We start from the raw sequence: 14,798 nt of genomic DNA on the forward strand, positions 1-14,798 counted from the left end.
GCCCCTTCGGAGAGGTGGCAGAGCGGTTGAATGTACCTGACTCGAAATCAGGCGTACGTTAATAGCGTACCGAGGGTTCGAATCCCTCCCTCTCCGCCAGACAGACGAAACGCCCCCTCGCGGGGCGTTTCGTTTATCCGGCGACGCAAGACGGCCATGCTTCCGCGGGACAGGGACGGCAACGCGCACGGGGAAGGCGTCGGCGTCCGGTTTGTCGACGGGATTCCGTATACCTTCCAGAATTATGGCTGACTCACTTCCCCATGGCCCCCGCATGATCGAATTCGGGCACCTGACCCACGCCGGGCTACGCCGCGAGCTCAACGAGGACACCTACTACGGTGACAGCGACCTCGGGCTGTGGCTGGTGGCCGACGGCATGGGCGGGCACGAATACGGCGAAGTCGCCAGCGCGCTCGCGCGCGAAACCATCGTCCGCGAGATCCGCCAGGGCGCCTCGCTGGCGCAGGCGATCCGCACCGCCGACGAAGAGATCATCCGCGCCTCGCGCCAGCGCAGCGACGCACTCCCGATGGGCACCACGGTGGTCGCGCTGCGCATCACCGGCAATCGCTTCGAGGTCGCCTGGGTCGGCGACAGCCGCGCCTACCTGTGGCGCGACGGCACCCTCGCCCAGCTCTCGCACGACCACAGTTACGTGCAGGAACTGATCTCGCAGGGCGCGATCACCGTCGACCAGGCGCGCACGCATCCACACCGCAACGTCGTCACCCAGGCGCTGGGCGTGACCGAGCCGCAGAACCTCAACGTCGAGACCCTCGCGGGCGACCTGCGCCCCGGCATGCAGCTGCTGCTGTGCAGCGACGGGCTGACCGAGGAAGTCGAGGACGCCGGTATCTCGCAGGTGCTGGGCCACACCGAATGCAGCGCACAGGAATGCGTGGACGGGCTGGTGGCCGCCGCGCTCGACGGCGGCGGTTCCGACAACATCACCGTGGTGCTGGTGCGCCGCCACTGAGCGCACCACGTCCGACAGCGCCACGCGGCGAGCCGGTCTTCCTTTTCGGACGAACGCCCTCCGCTGCAATCAGCCGCAGCGCGGCAGCGCCTTGCGCAGTTCCGACCCGCCCTGCACTTCGCAGCGCCAGTCGATGGTGCCGGTGGCGCCGTTCGCCGTCGGCCGCAGCAGGATGACGCCACCGCGGCCGAACCGGCCATCCAGCTTCACCGTCACCACGCCCTGGCGATCGAGTTCCACCGCCTGCACCGCGCCGCCGCGGGCCTCGTCGGGAGACGGCAGGCCGGCCTCGTCGGCATCCTGCGGCCAGCGGCCATTGGTCTGGTAGTACTCGGTCAGCGCCACCCGGTACATCGTCGCGCGGCGCACGGCGTCCATCACCAGCGCGGCGCGCTCGTTGTCGGAGATCGCGGTCTCGGCCAGCGGCGGCAGGTCGACCGTCGACGATGACGGCGGCACGGATGCGATCTGCGGCGTCGCGGCGGGGGGCGCCCCGGTCGACGCGGCCGGCGGCACGGCATCCGTCGCCTGCGGCGGGCGCGAAGCCTCGCGCGGCGTCACGATGAAGCGATCGTAGGCCAGCAGGGCGAGGAAGCCGCCGACCAGCACGGCGAGCAGGGTGACGACGAACTGTTTCATGCGCGAAAGATGGGTTGGACCGGCGCCGAGCATAGAGCATCCGCCGGGCCTCTCGGCGTACGCAGGCCCGCCGGGATGGGAACGAGGTGGAAACGCGCGCCTGCGACGGCCACTGCGGTTGCGCAAGGCCGTCTATCCTGTCGGGCACGACACGACGGAGGAACGCATGGACGGCAACACCGCTTCGGGCAGCCAGCTGATCGACGTGGTCCTTGCGGTGCTGGCCGCGGTCGGCGGCGGCGGCGTGCTGGTGGTCGGGCTCGGCGCATGGCTGGGCCGGGTTTGGAGCGACCGCATCGCGCAGTCGCAGAAATACGCCGGCGAGATCGACCTCGACCTGCGCAAGCGGCGGATCGAGGTCTACGGCCCGCTGTGGCAGGCGACCTCGCTGCTGCCGAAATGGCCGCGCGACGAAAGCGTGGGCTACGAACAACTGGCGCAACTGGGCCGGGACCTGCGCCGCTGGTACTACGACGTCGGCGGCATGTACCTCTCGCGCACCGCCCACGACGAAGGCTACGGCCCGCTGCAGGGCGCGATCGCCTCGGCCGTCGGCGAAGGCCGCACCGGACCGCTCACCCCCGCGGACTACGAAGCCATCCGCAAGCGCTGCAGTGCGCTGCGCTCGCTGCTGGCGGCCGACGTGGAATCGCGGCGCGACAGCCCGCTCTGATCGACTGCCGCGCGCGTCAGATCCTCGAATACGCCCAGGACACCATCTTGCCGTCGCGGTACGGCATCACCCCGTGGAAGGCGCGCGAGTCGTCGTCGAACACCAGTGGCAGGAACTGGCGATCGCCGTCCCACAGCGGCAGGTCGAGGATGCGCTCCACCGGCACCCACTCCAGCGCACCTTCGGGATTCGACGCGAACGGCGTGCCGCTGTAGCGGGTGATCACGAACACGAAGCCCAGCCAGTCCTCGCCGGCCTTGCCGAAGCCGGGCCAGCTGATCGTGCCGCGGAGCGCGAGTTCGTCGCAGGCGATGCCGGCTTCCTCGAGGATCTCGCGGCGCATGCCGGCGACGACGTCCTCGTCGGGCTCGATCTTGCCGCCGAGGCCGTTGTACTTGCCCAGGTGCTGGTCGTCGGGGCGCGCGTTGCGGTGGATCAGCAGCACCTGCGTGCGATCGGGCGACAGCACGTAGCCGAGGGTGGCGACGATCGGGGTGTAAGGCATGGGCAGCGAGGCGGCATCCGTGGCGAAGCCGGCATTGTAGGCGCGGCGACACTTCCGCCGTCGTGCGGGATGTTCAGGCCGCGCGCGCCGCGAGCAGCCGCCGCAGCATCGATTTCAGCGCCAGCGCCTTCACCGGCTTCGGCAGCAGCCCCAGCCCGTGTTCGAGCGTGACCCGGCGCACGTCGCCGCTGTCGTCGGCGCTGAGGATCAGCGTCGGCCGCGCGCCGAAGCGCTGCGCCAGCCGCGCCTGCAAGGCGACGCCGGTGTCGCCGTCGTCCAGGTGGTAGTCGAACAGCCACAGCGCCGGTTCGGCCCCGGAGGCCAGCAGCGCCTCGGCGCCGCCGCCGTCGGCAAAAGCGTCGACGCGGCAGCCCCAGCCGTCGAGCACGCCGCGCAGCGCCGCCAGCGCCTGCGGGTCGTTGTCGACGATCAGGATGCGCAGGCCGTCGAGTCCGCCGCCTCCGGTCGGCACCGCATCCTGCCGCGGCGGCGCGATCACCGGCAGCGACAGCGCGAACACGGTGCCGCGGCCCATGCGGCTGCGCAGCCGCAGCGGCGCGTCGATCAGCCGCGCGATGCGGTCGGCGATCGCGAGCCCGAGGCCCAGCCCCTGCCCGGCCGCGCCCTCGCCGCGACGGAACTCCTCGAAGATCGTCTGCTGCTGCGACACGGGAATGCCGGGACCGGTGTCGTGGACCTCGATGCGCACGCCGTCGCCCTCGCGGCGCACACCCAGCAGCACGCCGCCCTGCGCGGTGTAACGCACGGCATTGGCGAGGAAGTTCTGCAGCACGCGCCGCAGCAGCTGCGGATCGGTCTGCACCCAGGCGCGCGTCGGCCGGCAGTGGAAGCGCAGCCCGCGCTCTGCGGCGAGCGCGCGGAACTCCGAGGCCAGCGGATCGAGCACGTCGGCCAGCGGGAACGGCCGTGGTTGCGGCACCAGGCCGCCGGCCTCCAGCCGCGACATGTCGAGCAGGCCGGCGAGCAGGTCGCCGGTGGAGTCCAGCGCGCCGCGGATCTGCTGCGCCACCGTGCGCTGCGCCGAGATCGGCAATTGCTCGACCAGCGCGTCGGTGAACAGCTGCGCGGCATGCAGCGGTTGCAGCAGGTCGTGGCCGATCGCCGCGAGGAAGCGGCTCTTGGCATCGTTCGCGCGCTCGGCGTCGGCACGGGCCTGGTCGAGCCGCGCGGTGCGGTCGGCGACGCGCTGCTCCAGCGTCTCGTTGCTGCGGATGAGATCGGCCTCGGCGCGCCGGAACGCGGTGACGTCGGTGAAGGTGGCGACGAAGCCGCCGCCGGGCATCGGGTTGCCGCGGATCTCGATCACCAGCCCGTCGCCGCCCTGCCCGTCCGGGAACGTGCGCTCGCTGACGTAGGGCGTGCCGGCCTGCATGTGGCGCAGGCGCTTGGCGACTTCCGGCTCGATGTCGCCCCAGCCGTTGCGCAGGTTGTGGCGGACCAGTTCGGCCACCGGCACGCCGACGCGCAGCAGCGATTCGGGATAGCCGAACAATTCGGCGTAACGCCGGTTCCACGCGACCAGCCGCAGGTCGCGGTCGACCACGCTGATGCCCTGGCTCATGTTCTCCAGCGCGGCTTCCAGCAGGCGCTGGTTGAAGCGCAGGTCCTGCGAGGCCTCGCCGACGATCGCGGCGACGGTGTCGAAATCGCGACCGGCCTCGCGGCGCGCGGCGTCCAGCAGCAGCCGCGCCGAAGCCGCGCCCAGCACCGCGGCGAGTTCGCGCTCCAGCCGGCCTTCCTGCAACGCCGGCACCGCGCCGGTGGGCGGCGCGCCGCGCAGCGCGGCCTCGACCGTGTCGTGCGGCAGGAAGCGGCGGCCGGCTTCGCGCAGGCTGTCGAGCGTGAGGCCGCGCGCGCCGGCGCGGCGCGGCACCGCCTGCCACCACGCAGCGCGCCAGCCGGACGCGATCCACGTGGTCGCCAGCCCCGCGAGCAGGCACAGCACCACCGCACGACCAAGCCGGCTCCAGCCGGTCAGCCCGCAGAAAGCGTCGGGGGCGATCAGCGTCCATCCGCCCGGGCCGTCGCGCAGCCACTGCGTGTCCAGTCCACGCGCTTCGACCAGCACCGGCACCAGCAGCAGCCACACCCACAGCAGCGCACCGGCGCCGATGCCCAGCAGCACCGCGCGCGGCGGCGTCTGCGGCCGCCACAGCGCGAAGCCCAGCGCCGGCGCCAGCGCCGCGAGCGCGGAGAACGAGAGCGCGCCGACGTCGGCCAGCGCGTCGCTGCCGACCAGCAGGCGGTTGTACGCCCAGGCCAGCAGCACGATCAGCAGGATGCCCACGCGACGCTGCACCAGCACCGCGCGGCGCAGGTCGGGCTGCGCGGCCGCGGGCTCGGATGCCGAAGGCCGCCGCGGCGCCCACGGCCCGCGCAGCCACAGCGGCGTGAGCCAGTGGTTGCCGATCATCAGGCTGAGCGTGAGCGTGCTGACGATCACCATGCCGGTACCCGCGCTCAGGCCGCCGAGGAACGCCAGCAGCGCCAGCCCTTCGCGCCCGTGCGCGAGCGGCAGCGCCAGCACGTACAGGTCCGAGGGCACGCCGCGCGCGGCCAGCAGCGCGTCGCCGGCACGCGCCAGCGGCAGCACCGGCAGCGCGATCAGCAGCAGGTACAGCGGGAACAGCCAGCGCGCGCGCAGCAGGTGGCGTTCGTCGCGGCACTCCACCGCGCCGACGTGGAACTGGTGCGGCAGCGTGAACATCGCCAGCACGCCCAACAGCACCAGCGGCGCGAAGCCGGAGAGGTCGCCGCGCCCCGGCGGCAGCGGCGTGTCGGGCACGGCGGGCAGCGGCAGCGACAGCGCGAACGCGCCGAGCACCAGCATCGCGGCGAGCTTGAGCAGCGCCTCGAACGCCATCGCCAGCACCAGGCCGCGGTTGTGCTCGGCGGCGCTGGCGCTGCGGGTGCCGAACAGCATCGCGAACGCGGCCATCGCCAGCGCCACGTACAGCGCGCTGTCGCGCCATGCCGGCATCTGCCCGGCGTCGTCGCGCACCAGCAGCGCGAAGCTCATCGCCACCGCCTTCAGCTGCAGCGCGATGTACGGGACGATGCCCAGCACCGCGACGAAAGTGACGGCCGCGGCCAGCCAGCCGTCCTGCCCGAGGCGGCTGGCGATGAAGTCGGCGATCGAGGTGCTGTTGCTCTCGCGCACCTGCCGCACCAGCCGCGTGAGCAGGCCGATGCCCAGCAGGTAGAGCAGGATCGTGCCGATGAAGGTCGGCGGCAGCGGCCAGTCGTAGCGCGCGGCCTGGGTGACGGTGCCGAAGAACGTCCACGACGTACAGTAGACCGCGAGCGACAGCGCGTAGACGTCGTTCCAGCGGCCGGCGAACGCCTGCGGCCGGCGTTCGCCGTGTACCGCCACGGCGAACATCACGCCCAGCCAGGCCAACGCGGCGAGGATGACCCAGCCGGCGCTCAGCATCTGCGCGGAATCTCCCTGCAACGCCCCTGCCCGATCGTCACGTCGCCGCCCTCACCCGGTGCGAGGGAGCATAACGCGGAAGCGGCGCGCTTTCGCACGCCGCTTCCGGAGCCTCATGAAGAGACGGGCCCGACGGAGAGGACGGGCCCGGAAATCGCTGCCGCCCGATCAGAAATCGTAGCGGGCGGTCAGCGTGTACTGGCGCGGCGGGCCGTAGAAGCCGGTCAGCACGCCCAGCGACGACTGCAGGTTGTAGCCGGTGGTCAGGTATTCCTCGTCGGCGAGGTTGCTGCCCTGCAGCGAGAAGCTCCACGCGTTGTTGAGCTTCCAGATCGCGCCGGCGTTGATCAGGCCGTAACCGTCCTGGCTGATCGGCGTGGCGCGCGCGCCGGTGACCGGATCGCGCACGACTTCGGTCGTGGCGACGACGCTGCTCTGGTAGCTGTAGCCGATGCGGGCCGACAGGCTGCCCATGCCGCCCAGTTCGGTGCGGTATTCCACGTTCAGCGCACCCGAGAACTCCGGCGCGTTCGTGAACTCCTGCTGCTTCGCGATGTTGACGTTCTTGAAGATGTACTCGTCGTACTTCGCGTCCAGCCACGCCAGGTTGCCGGAGATCGCCCAGTGCGAGGTCGGCAGCCACTGGTACTCGACTTCCAGGCCCTGCACAGTGCCGCGACCGGCGTTGGTGAAGTCGCCGAAGAACGCGTCGTCGGTGCCGTCGCCGTTGCTGTCGTAGGCGGTGAAGACCGACAGCTGGATGTCCTTGTACTTGTTGTGGAATGCGGATACGTTCAGGAACAGGCGGCTGTCGAGGAACGACATCTTGCTGCCGATCTCGAAGCTGTCGACCGACTCGTCCTGGAACGGCTCGGCCGAACGCGGCACCGCGGTCGCCTGGGCGCGGATGTTGTAGCCACCCGACTTGAAGCCGCGGCTGGCGAGGCCGTAGACCATGATGTTGTCGGTGACCTGGTAGTCCAGCGAGATCTTCGGCGACGTGTTCTTGAAGTTGATCGTCTTGTTGAAGTTCGCCGCGACGCTGATCGGACGGGTGAAGGTCGCGTCGGAGTAGCCGCGGTTGAGGACGACGGCGTGCTTGTCCTCGTCGGTGTAGCGCGCGCCGACGTCGAGCTTCAGGCGGTCGGTCAGGTCGAACGTCCAGTCGGCGTAGACCGCGATGCTCTTGGTGTAGACGTTGCCCTGGGTGTCGCCGAACAGCAGGTTGAAGAAGTTGTTCTGCACGCGGCCGCCGGCGCGGCCGTCGAACTGGTAAACGCCGAACACGCCGCGGGCGCGACCGCCGCCGTCGTAGTTGGCCTGCAGTTCGTTCGACGTCTGCTGGTCGCTGTAGAGCGCGTGCACGTCGGCGATCTTGTTCGGCAGGGTGTCGAAGTCGATGTTGGTGTCGGTGTCGGACTCGCGGCGGGCGCCGACGTACTTGAACGCCCACGCGTCGTTCGGACGCCAGTTCACGGTGACCGACGCACCCTTCATCTCGGTGTCGTTGGTGTTGGGCATGCCGTTGCGCACGTCGTAGCGGCTGTCCAGCGGCGCCAGCGTCGGGGCGAAACGGTTGGCGGCGAGCATCTGCGCGCCGCGGACGCCGGAGTTGTCCTTCATCCAGTCGAACGCGAACTGCACGTCGAAGTCGTCCTGCGAGTACGCGCCGAGCGAGAAGCGCACGGCGTCGATGTTCTTGTCGCTGACCTGGGCGCCGGTGGTGCGGTTCTTGCCGAAGCCGTCGCGGTTGAGGCTGGCGACCGACAGGCGCGCACGCAGGCCGCTGTCGTGACCGAACAGCGGGCCGCCGATCGCGGCCTTGCCGTCGAGCTGGTTGTAGTTGCCCAGCGTGACCGAGGCGAAGCCCTCGAAATCCTGCGGCAGCGGCTTGGACACGTACTTGATCGCGCCGCCGATGGTGTTCTTGCCGTACAGCGTGCCCTGCGGGCCGCGCAGCACTTCGACGCGGCCGACGTCGAACACGTCGAGCAGCGCGCCCTGCGGGCGGGCAACGTAGACGTCGTCCAGGTACAGGCCGACGCCCGGATCGACACCCCACAGCGGATCGGACTGGCCGACGCCGCGGATGTAGGCGGTCAGGGTGCTGCTGGAGCCGCGCGCGGCATAGACGGTCAGGTTCGGCACCTGCGCGTCGAGGTCGCTGAGATCCTCGACGTTGAGCTTGTCGAGCGAGTCGGCCGTGAACGCGGTGACCGCGACCGGCACGTCCTGAATGGTTTCCTCGCGCTTGCGGGCGGTGACGGTGATGGCGTCGAGCGTGCCGCGGTCGGCCTGGGCGCCGGCGTCGGCGTCCTGGGCGAAGGCGGTCGGGGCGCAGAGGCTCAGCGCGATGGCCAGGCTCAACGACGAATGCTGCAGGGCGGCGCGACGGAGCGCGGCGGGGACGACAAGAACGGGCGTGATGCGGCGCATCGGTCGATTCCTCGGAGAGATCAAACGCAGGACCGCCCGCCGGACGCGGCGAGCGGGATGCGGCAAGCCTAGGCAACGGGTCCGGTGGCGGCACTTGTACCTTCGGACAATGGGCCGGGACGCGGCGCCTGCGGACACTGCCGGCCGTCTCCCGCGTTCGCCGCGGCGGTGCACCGTGCGCTCGCACGCCGCCGCCACGCCGCCCTTCCGCATCCTCCGGCGCCCTTTCCATGTCCTTCCTGATCGTCCTGGCCGCGCTGTGCTTCCTGATGTTCGTGGCCTACCGCGGCTACAGCGTGATCCTGTTCGCGCCGATCGCCGCGCTCGGCGCGGTGCTGCTCACCGATCCGTCGCTGGTCGCGCCGATGTTCACCGGCCTGTTCATGGACAAGATGGTCGGCTTCCTGAAGCTGTATTTCCCGGTGTTCCTGCTGGGCGCGATCTTCGGCAAGCTGATCGAGCTGTCGGGCTTCTCCAAGTCGATCGTGAAATCGGTGATCCGGCTCTTCGGCGCCGATCGCGCGATGCTGTCGATCGTGGTCGTCTGCGCGTTGCTGACCTACGGTGGCGTGTCGCTGTTCGTGGTGGTGTTCGCGGTGTATCCGTTCGCGGCCGAACTGTTCCGCCAGGGCGACATCCCCAAGCGGCTGATCCCGGGCACGATCGCGCTAGGCGCGTTCACCTTCACCATGGACGCGCTGCCGGGCACGCCGCAGATCCAGAACATCATCCCGACGTCGTTCTTCGGCACCACCGCGTGGGCCGCGCCGTGGCTGGGCACGATCGGCGCGGTGTTCATCCTGATCGTCGGCAGCCTCTACCTGGAATCGCGGCGCCGCGCGGCCAAACGCAAGGGCGAAGGCTACGGCGATCCCGCGGCGCTGCTCAACGAACCGGCCGCCTTCACCGACGATCGCCTCGCGCATCCGCTGCTGGCGCTGTTGCCGCTGGTGCTGGTCGGCGTGGTCAACAAGCTGCTGACGGTGCATATCCCGCAGGCCTACGGCAGCAGCCACGAATTCATCCCCGCGGTGATCGGCAAGGCCACGCCGGTGGTGCAGGAAGTGTCGAAGGTCGCGGCGGTGTGGGCCGTGCAGGGCGCGCTGCTGGTCGGCATCGCCAGCGTGCTGCTGCTGGCGTGGAAGCCGGTGAAGGCCGGTTTCGCCGACGGCACCAAGGCCGCGATCGGCGGCGCGATGCTCGCGGCGATGAACACCGCATCGGAGTACGGCTTCGGCGCGGTGATCGCGGCGCTGCCGGGCTTCCTCGTCGTGGCGAACGCGCTGCACGCGATCCCCAATCCGCTGATCAACGAAGCGATCACGGTGACGTCGCTGGCCGGCATCACCGGTTCGGCCTCCGGCGGCATGAGCATCGCGCTCGGCGCGATGGCCGAGACCTTCATCGCCAACGCGACCGCGGCCGGCATCCCGATGGACGTGCTGCACCGCGTGGCGGCCATGGCCTCCGGCGGCATGGACACCCTGCCCCACAACGGCGCGGTGATCACCCTGCTGGCCGTCACCGGCCTGACCCATCGCCAGGCGTACAAGGACATCTTCGCGATCACCGTGATCAAGACGATGGCGGTGTTCGTGGCGATCGGCGCGTTCTACGCCACCGGGCTGGTCTGAGCGACGGCGGCCGCACCGGCCCTGTCGCCTCCTCCGGCGATCGCGCATCATTCCATCGTCGCGTTGCATCGCCTCGTTTCCCTGTTCGCCGCGTTTCGGACGCGGCGTTTTTTCCATCGACGGAGCCCCCATGTCCGACCGATTCCTCGCGTCCCGCACCGCACTCGTCACCGGCAGCACGTCCGGCATCGGCCTGGCGATCGCCCGCGCCCTCGCCGCCGCCGGGGTGAAGGTGGCAATCAACGGTCTCGGCTCGCCCGAGCAGATCGAAGCCGCCCTGCAGACCGTGCGCGACGCCGGCGCCGCCGACGCCCGCCACTTCGGCGCCGACCTGCGTGATCCCGACGCGATCGAGGCGATGATGGCCGCGATCGACGCGTGGTCGCCGCTCGACATCGTGGTCAACAACGCCGGCATCCAGCACGCCGTGCCGCTGGCCGAGATGCCGGTGCAGAAGTGGAACGACATCCTCGCGATCAACCTCAGCTCGGCGTTCCACACCATGCGCCTGGCGATGCCGGGCATGGCCGCGCGCGGCTACGGCCGAGTGGTGAACATCGCCTCGGTGCATGGCCTGGTGGCGTCGACGAACAAGGCGCCGTACGTCGCCAGCAAGTTCGGCATCGTCGGCCTGAGCAAGGTCGCGGCGCTGGAATACGCCGCGGCCGGCAGCCGCGACAGCGGTGGCATCACCACCAACTGCATCTGCCCCGGCTGGGTGGAGACGCCGCTGATCGAGCCGCAGATCGAGGCCCGCCGCAGCGCCCTCGGCGAAGGCGCCAGCCGCGACGACGGCGTGCGCGCGCTGCTCGCCGAGAAGCAGCCGAGCCTGCGCATGTCGCTGCCCGAGGACATCGCCTCGATGGTGCTGTGGCTGTGCCGCCGCGAGGCGCATAACGTGACCGGCGCCTCGTTCCCGATCGACGGCGGCTGGACCGCGCAGTAGGCCGCGCGACGGTCCGGAGGCGGGCTTTCCGGAGCGAGGCTTCCGTCACGGTTCGCAGGCGTTCAGGACATATTTCGTTTCGGGGTTCCGGCTTATAGTGCGGTCGATCCCCACGGTCGCATCGAGACGGAGCCCGCATGCCCAGACTGTTCCCGCACCTCCGCCGCAAGGCGGTGTACGCCCAGATCGCGCGTCGAAACGGCATCCGCGGCCCGCTGGTGTTCCAGGCGCCGCCGCCGCGCCTGGACGAGTTCGGGCATCCGATCGCCAACGGCCTGCCGACCACGGTCGGCACCCTGCCGGGCACGACGCCGGCAACGCCTTCCGGCGGGCACCGGATGTCCGGACCGTCGACGGCGCAGCTCTCCGAGGCCAATCTCGTCACCCTGCAGCGCGCGCCCTTCGCCGTGCGGGTGCTGAACCACCTCACCTACGGCGCGACCACGGCCTCGATCGCCGCCTTCAATGCGCTCGGTGCCAACGACACCGCACGGCTGACGGCGTTCCTCGACCAGCAGCTCAACCCGGCGGGCATCGACGACAGCGCGATGGACACCCGCCTGACCGCGGCCGGCTATACCACGCTCAACAAGAGCCTGACCCAGCTGTGGACCGACCACGTGGTGGGCGATCCTGTCTATGACGTGCGCATGCGCCCCGCATGGGAAGCCGAGCGCGGCGCGCTGGCCCGCGCGGTCCACTCCAAGCGCCAGTTGCTGGAAGTGGTCTGCGGCTTCTGGCACGACCACTTCAATGTCACCGCCAGCGACTTCTCCGCCGGCCCGGTGTACATCCACTACCAGCGCGACGTGATCCGCGCCAATGCGCTGGGCAATTTCCGGACGATGCTCGAAGCCGTCGCGCAGAGCACGTCGATGATGTACTACCTCGACAATGCCTCGAACACGCGCTCGGGTCCGAACGAGAACTTCGCGCGCGAACTGCTGGAACTGCACACGCTGGGTGCCGAGAACTACCTCGGCTTCATGGACCCGTTCCAGGTGCCGCCCTGCCCCGAGGATCCGACCTACCCGATCGGCTACACCGACAACGACGTGTACGAGACCGCATCGGCATTCACCGGCTGGTCGCTGAAGAACGGCCACTGGCAGTACCCGACCGAGAACGACGGCACCTTCGCCTACCGCTCGGCCTGGCACGATGCAGGCCCGAAGTACGTCCTCGGCAAGTACATCTATCCCGAGCAGCCGGCCATGAAGGACGGCCGCGACATCATGGACCGGCTGGCCAGCCATCCGCGCGTCGCCAAGTTCATCTGCAAGAAGCTGATCCGCCGCTTCGTGGGCGACCGTCCGCACCAGGCGCTGATCGACAGCGCCGCCGCCGTGTTCCGCGCGAACTGGCAGCAGCCGGACCAGATCGCGAAGACGCTGCGCCACATCCTCACGTCCGAGGCGTTCAAGAACAGCTGGGGCATGAAGAACCGCCGCCCGTTCGAGCTGATCGCCGCCGCGCTGCGCGGCCTCGGCTCCGACTGGACGCCGAAGGTCGGCGACAGCCGCACCGACTCGCTCTTCTACCTGCTCACGTCCGCCGGCCACGTGCCGTACGAATGGCCGGCGCCGAACGGTTATCCGGACACCTTCCTCGCGTGGTCGGGTTCCAGCAGTTACGTGATGACGTGGCGGGTGCTGGACTGGCTGACCGAGACCAACGACGGTGCGGCCACGCCCGCGCCGATCGCGCCGATCCTCGACGCCACCCGCAGCGGCGTGACCAGCTGGACCGCGAACAACCTCGTCGACTTCTGGTGCCAGCGGTTGCTGGGCTACCTGCCGGCGGCGAGCCGGCGCGCGGTGCTGGCGGGCTTCATGGCACAGAACGGCAATCCCGCCACCGACGTCATCACCGATACCGATGCCTGGGCCGCGAGCGATCCGAAGAAGCACTACAACCAGCAGCGCATCCGCAGCCTGGTCGCGCTGATCCTGCTGTCGCCCGAATTCACGACCCGCTGAGGACGCCGCCATGACCGATCTTCGTTTCGACCGGCGCGAGTTCCTCAAGGGCTGCTGCGCGACCGCCGCGATCGGCGCCGCGGGCCCGTCGATGTTGTTCTCGCAGGAAGCGGCCGCAGCCGCCAACGCCTACGACACCGTGGTGCTGGTGTTCCTCCGCGGCGGCATGGACGGCCTCAACCTGGTGCCGCCGGTCTCCGGCAACGACCGCAGCTACTACGAGGAAGCCCGGCCGTCGCTCAACATCGCCGCCAGCGGCACCTACGGCGCGCTGCCGCTGACCCTCGCCGGCGGCGCCGCCACCGGCTTCGGCCTGCATCCGTCGGCCACCGGGCTGAAGACGATCTGGGACGCCGGCAAGCTCGCCATCGTGCAGGGCTGCGGCATGCCGACCGTGGTCACCCGCAGCCATTTCGACGCCCAGCTGTACCTCGACCTCGGCACGCCGGGCGCGCAGGGCGGTGGCAGTGGCTGGATCAGTCGCGCCTGGTCCACCCTGCCCGGCACGACTGGCAGCGAGAGCATGCCGCTGCTGGCCGTGGCCAGCCGCCAGCCGGCGAACCTGCTCGCTTCCAACCAGGCGCTGGTGATGCCCAGCCCCACCGATTTCGCGCTGAACACCGGCGCCTGGCAGTGGCAGCAGTACCGCAGCGGCCTGCCCGCCGGCACCAAGGGCGTCAACGAGACGCTGGCCGCGCTGTGGGCCGGCCAGACCGGTACCGAGCTGGCCGGCCAGCGTGCCGACAACGCCCTGCGGGTGATCGGCAGCCAGGCCTACACCTCCACCCTGCCCGCCGGCTGGCCGACCACGACCTTCGCCCGCCAGCTGTGGACGATCGCCCAGTCGGTGCGTTTCAACCTCGGCCTGCGCTTCGCCACCCTCGACCTGGGCGGCTGGGACACGCACGACGGCCAGGGCACCGCAGGTAGCGGCTACCACTACTACCAGAACAAGATCGCCGAACTCTCCGACGCGCTGACCGCGTTCTACAACGAGCTGACCACCACCGGCGAAATGGGCCGGGTGACGGTGATCGTGCAGTCGGAATTCGGCCGCCGCGTGCGCCAGAACGGCAGCGGCGGCACCGACCACGGCTACGGCAACCAGATGCTGGTGCTCGGCGGCGCGGTCAACGGCCGCAAGCTCTACGGCCAGTGGCTGGGGCTGGCGCCGGAAACGCTCTCACCCTACTTCGGCGACGTGCCGGCGACCACCGACTACCGCCGCGTGTTCTCGGAAATCCTGATCCGCCGCCTCGGCAACAACAAGCTGGGCACGATCTTCCCCGGCTACACCGGCTACACGCCGATGGGCATCGTGCAGGGCACCGACATCGCACCGCAGTACTCGGCCGGCCTCGCGGTCCCGGCCATGGCCAACCTGCCGGTGAACCCGCAGCCGGCCTACGGCGAATCGCTGACCGAGACCTCGCGCGCGCTGCGCGCCGCCGCGCGCGATCGCGAGACCTGGTACCACCGTCTGCTGGCGGCGCTGGGCCTCGTCTGAACAAGCGAGCCATCGCGACGGCGGCGGGACGAATGCCCCGCCGCCG

The 14,798-nt window shown here is 70.2% G+C and carries 10 protein-coding genes and 1 tRNA gene; 7 read left to right on the plus strand and 4 right to left on the minus strand.

All coding sequences use genetic code 11. The features are described 5' to 3' along the window. Positions 1 to 8 precede the first annotated feature (8 nt). Both ACT53R_RS00215 and ACT53R_RS00220 read left to right on the plus strand, forming a co-directional pair. Positions 9 to 99 (plus strand) — tRNA-Ser (locus ACT53R_RS00215). A 175-nt stretch (positions 100 to 274) separates the two neighbouring features. Continuing rightward, positions 275 to 979 carry a PP2C family protein-serine/threonine phosphatase gene (locus ACT53R_RS00220; protein ID WP_476169825.1) on the plus strand — a complete coding sequence of 235 codons (705 nt, stop codon included), beginning with the start codon at positions 275 to 277 and terminating at the stop codon, positions 977 to 979. Between the two features lie 69 nt (positions 980 to 1,048). Here the strand turns inward: ACT53R_RS00220 and ACT53R_RS00225 are convergent, their stop codons facing one another. Continuing rightward, positions 1,049 to 1,618, minus strand: coding sequence for a pilin (locus ACT53R_RS00225; protein ID WP_476169826.1), 570 nt, complete (start codon positions 1,616 to 1,618; stop codon positions 1,049 to 1,051). 166 nt (positions 1,619 to 1,784) lie between these two features. On the opposite strand from ACT53R_RS00225, the gene ACT53R_RS00230 reads away from it, so the two are divergent. Beyond that, positions 1,785 to 2,291 (plus strand): hypothetical protein, encoded by a 507-nt coding sequence (locus ACT53R_RS00230; protein ID WP_476169827.1) that lies wholly within the window; start codon positions 1,785 to 1,787, stop codon positions 2,289 to 2,291. 16 nt (positions 2,292 to 2,307) lie between these two features. Here the strand turns inward: ACT53R_RS00230 and ACT53R_RS00235 are convergent, their stop codons facing one another. From ACT53R_RS00235 to ACT53R_RS00245, 3 genes are all read right to left on the minus strand, one after another. After that, positions 2,308 to 2,796 (minus strand): NUDIX hydrolase, encoded by a 489-nt coding sequence (locus ACT53R_RS00235; protein WP_476169828.1) that lies wholly within the window; start codon positions 2,794 to 2,796, stop codon positions 2,308 to 2,310. A gap of 73 nt (positions 2,797 to 2,869) precedes the next feature. Beyond that, entirely contained in the window at positions 2,870 to 6,250 is a 3,381-nt protein-coding gene (locus ACT53R_RS00240) for a hybrid sensor histidine kinase/response regulator (protein ID WP_476169829.1), read from the minus strand. Positions 6,251 to 6,418: 168 nt separating this feature from the next. Then, complete coding sequence (locus tag ACT53R_RS00245) at positions 6,419 to 8,686, minus strand: TonB-dependent receptor (RefSeq protein WP_476169830.1); 2,268 nt, start codon at positions 8,684 to 8,686, stop codon at positions 6,419 to 6,421. Between the two features lie 230 nt (positions 8,687 to 8,916). On the opposite strand from ACT53R_RS00245, the gene ACT53R_RS00250 reads away from it, so the two are divergent. The 4 genes from ACT53R_RS00250 to ACT53R_RS00265 all read left to right on the plus strand — a co-directional run bounded on the left by ACT53R_RS00250 (position 8,917) and on the right by ACT53R_RS00265 (position 14,752). Further along, complete coding sequence (locus tag ACT53R_RS00250) at positions 8,917 to 10,320, plus strand: GntP family permease (protein WP_476169831.1); 1,404 nt, start codon at positions 8,917 to 8,919, stop codon at positions 10,318 to 10,320. Between the two features lie 130 nt (positions 10,321 to 10,450). Then, the gene (locus ACT53R_RS00255) at positions 10,451 to 11,266 is read left to right on the plus strand and encodes a 3-hydroxybutyrate dehydrogenase (protein ID WP_476169832.1); all 816 of its coding nucleotides are present in this window, start codon (positions 10,451 to 10,453) and stop codon (positions 11,264 to 11,266) included. A gap of 137 nt (positions 11,267 to 11,403) precedes the next feature. Next, entirely contained in the window at positions 11,404 to 13,245 is a 1,842-nt protein-coding gene (locus ACT53R_RS00260) for a DUF1800 domain-containing protein (protein ID WP_476169833.1), read from the plus strand. Between the two features lie 10 nt (positions 13,246 to 13,255). Then, positions 13,256 to 14,752 (plus strand): DUF1501 domain-containing protein, encoded by a 1,497-nt coding sequence (locus tag ACT53R_RS00265; RefSeq protein ID WP_476169834.1) that lies wholly within the window; start codon positions 13,256 to 13,258, stop codon positions 14,750 to 14,752. Positions 14,753 to 14,798 lie beyond the last annotated feature (46 nt).

The organism is Lysobacter sp. DMC104, from assembly GCF_056313665.1.